The following is a 2,988-nucleotide window of genomic DNA, read 5'->3' as shown; positions in this document are numbered from 1 at the left end:
TTTTAAAAACGCCACTTATTCACTTATAGTAAACGAACAAGTACAACTAAAATCTGAACATCAAGAATGGAAACAGCGCACACCACTGGCCTTATCGAATTTGGCAAAACAAGCGGGACAGACATACATCTTAACAAAAGATTTAGCAAAAAATGTACCGAGCAGCCCAGAACAAATTAATTCGAGTATCAATCAAAATTTAATTGTTCAAATCGACGTGAAGGCAATGGAGCGTTATTCTCGTGGTGCCAATCGTATTTATAGAAATACTTCTGAATATTCTAGAAGTGGTTCCAATTATAATAGAGGTGCCGTTGCTAAGGGTACTGGACTTAGCCCATCAAAAGATGACGTTGGAGGAGCAACGCCAAGAAAAGTAACGATTGCTATGCCAAGTGCTTTTGGTACTAAACAATACTTACGAGGTGAATTCGAAATCACCCTTCTTGACCCAAAAACACAGCGGGTATTGGGCCATGCAATATCAGTGACAGCTGTAACCCCGAGTCATAGTGCTTACAAAAAATTAGCAGAGCAAATTAACGCACAAAAACAAGACGTATCGGAGGAGGATATATTACTGCTCGCTTTGTTCGAAAAAGTTAAAGCCCAATTACATAACGAGTTAATGCTCGTTAAAAAAGGAAAGGTGTCCATCAACCCCATTCAATTAACGACAGAACAAATGAGGAGTCTTACTGAAGCGCCCTTGATAAGCCAACACAATAGGGCAGACATCAACGTCACTAACCTCGCCTATTAGTCAGTGAGAGTGTCAGTAGTAATGATGAACATTATTACTGACACAACGCTTCTTTCCCGCTCTATTTGTTCGCGTGGCCATTCACTGCACCGCATTACCTATTGCTGGGGACATACACCGCTGATTTTTGCGGGGGGAGCGGGAGCACCTAACGCCATTGGTTTAGTGTTTGTTTGTGGTATGGCGATTGGTACGATTTTTACGCTTTAAACCTGCGGGGTCAGGTTCGCTGAAACGTTTCTTTTGTCACCAAGTATACCGTTCAACCTGATAAGCTATTTGGTCCGCTTTGGGTCGATAGCCGACCTATATTCAAATTTTCAGACAATTCGCTGTATGACCAGTTTTGGCACAAACTCGACCAAAAGCCGCTTAATCTAGTTGCGCGAGAGTGCACTGAAAGTGACTTACCCCTTAGCCCTTGTTGGTGATCCTATTTGTTCTATCTTTGTACTTTAACGATGCGCTGCGGGGCTAATTGTTGCTTGTCCACTGTACGTTGCAGTCTTCTTTGATTGCAGCCTTTAATAAATCGATTAAAGGTAAAGCACGGTGTGAAAGGCTGACAAAAGACGTCTCTTCGTTTTCGTCTTCAGGTTTTTCTGATTCGGATTGTTGCTCTGTTGCTCCTAGTGCTGCTTCTAGATTTGCCAGCGCTGCTGGGACATCTTTTGCTAGTATGGCACTAGGAACGGTACCGCTATGTCCCATCATTTTTAGCAATTGTACGGCTATATCGCCAAACATAGTGATGTTGGCACTAACCTGACTCGAAAAAATGACTAACATGATGATTTAACTCCTAAGGCTTACTCAATAAATGTAAGTCGAGTGTACGCTTAATCAAAACCTTTTACTGCAGCTACCTCGCTGATTTTTACTGACTGCGGAAAAGAGAACGTTTTATACAATGAAAATAGAAAATCTGCCTTTGCTGAAGGGGTTCATTTAACAAGGCAATGTTTGCACATTACACTATTTCAATCGGCTAATTCTAGCAAACCAGCAGGCAGTCGATATTTTCGATATTTTAATGGTTTGCTCTAGAAGCGATTGCACGAAGTCTTAGTGACTACTCACAAACTGAAAGATAGCTAGCTTGGTAGGCAGGCACTTTTGAAGCACATATTAACTAGATTCGATTTGTTTCTTCTTGTCTAAGCGTTAAAACTTCAAAGCCTGTTTGTGTTACCAAAATGGTATGTTCCCACTGCGAAGAGAGTTTTTTATCAGCAGTGATTACCGTCCAATTATCCTTTTTGGTTTTTGTTTTTGCCTTACCTTGGTTGATCATTGGCTCAATGGTAAATGTCATTCCTTCTTGCAAACAAAGCCCAGTGCCAGGCTTACCAAAATGCAGTATCTGTGGCTCTTCATGCATTTCTCGACCTATTCCATGTCCACAAAATTCTTTGACGACTGAGTAGCCGTTGTTCTCTGCTATTTTCTGTATTGCTGCGCCAATATCACCCAATGTTGCGCCAGGTCTTACTTTTTTGATACCCGCCCACATGGCTTCGTAAGTCGTTTTTACAAGACGTTTTGCCAGCGGATTAACATCGCTCATTAGATACATTTTACTTGAGTCTGCGATAAATCCATTCTTCTCAAGCGTGATGTCCAAATTGATGATATCTCGTGATTTTAATATGGCGGTGTTCCGTGGAACGCCATGACATACAACTTCGTTGACAGATGAATTAAGCGCATATTGATAACCATATTGCCCTACACTTGCTGGTCTTGCATGTAATTTATTGCGAATAAAGCTGTCGACTTGGTTGTTGATTTCTAAGGTCGAAATACCTTCTTTCACAAAGTCGTCTAACATGTGAAACACTTCTGCTAACAATCGGCCTGACTCACGCATTAGCGCAATTTCTTTTGGTGTTTTGATATTTACCTGCATGCTATTTCACGACTTTTAGTACTTTATCAACGTTGGCATTTGCCAGTTCGTTCACAATAAGTTCTGAAAAAGTTAGGGTAGGATTAAGCTCAGCTAAACGGCCCATTTTTATCCAAAACTCAGCCTGAGCATTAATTGACCGCGACATAACATGACAGTTTTTGCGTAATTCGTCGTGAATTTCGTCGGATATTTTGATGATTCCCATACTATATAACCTATATATGATTTATATATTAACCGTATAGTATTTGCTTTTAATTTACAATCATTTAATACGGCTATATAAGGGAATGCAGCGCTGTTTCTACCTAGC

General features: G+C 40.7%; 5 protein-coding genes. 2 read left to right on the top strand and 3 right to left on the bottom strand.

Features of this window, described 5'->3' with window-relative positions; all coding sequences use genetic code 11:
- Both NWQ57_RS12360 and NWQ57_RS12355 read left to right on the top strand, forming a co-directional pair.
- A partial coding sequence (locus NWQ57_RS12360) for a hypothetical protein (protein WP_306022454.1) occupies positions 1-763 on the top strand: 763 nt, incomplete at its 5' end.
- A gap of 9 nt (positions 764-772) precedes the next feature.
- Entirely contained in the window at positions 773-973 is a 201-nt protein-coding gene (locus tag NWQ57_RS12355) for a hypothetical protein (protein ID WP_306022453.1), read from the top strand.
- 264 nt (positions 974-1,237) lie between these two features.
- Here NWQ57_RS12355 and NWQ57_RS12350 read toward each other — a convergent pair whose 3' ends face one another.
- From NWQ57_RS12350 to NWQ57_RS12340, 3 genes are all read right to left on the bottom strand, one after another.
- On the bottom strand, positions 1,238-1,552 hold the full coding sequence (locus tag NWQ57_RS12350) for a DUF1840 domain-containing protein (RefSeq protein ID WP_306022452.1): 315 nt from the start codon (positions 1,550-1,552) through the stop codon (positions 1,238-1,240).
- Between the two features lie 343 nt (positions 1,553-1,895).
- Positions 1,896-2,672, bottom strand: coding sequence for a type I methionyl aminopeptidase (gene map, locus NWQ57_RS12345; RefSeq protein WP_306022451.1), 777 nt, complete (start codon positions 2,670-2,672; stop codon positions 1,896-1,898).
- 1 nt (position 2,673) lies between these two features.
- Positions 2,674-2,880, bottom strand: a complete 207-nt coding sequence (locus NWQ57_RS12340; protein WP_306022450.1) for a ParD-like family protein — start codon at positions 2,878-2,880, stop codon at positions 2,674-2,676.
- Between the last annotated feature and the right edge of the window lie 108 nt (positions 2,881-2,988).

This window comes from Paraglaciecola sp. (assembly GCF_030730205.1).
Lineage (GTDB): Bacteria > Pseudomonadota > Gammaproteobacteria > Enterobacterales > Alteromonadaceae > Paraglaciecola.
Note: the sequence above shows the minus strand (reverse complement) of the source record. Positions and strands in the feature narration are given on the sequence as shown.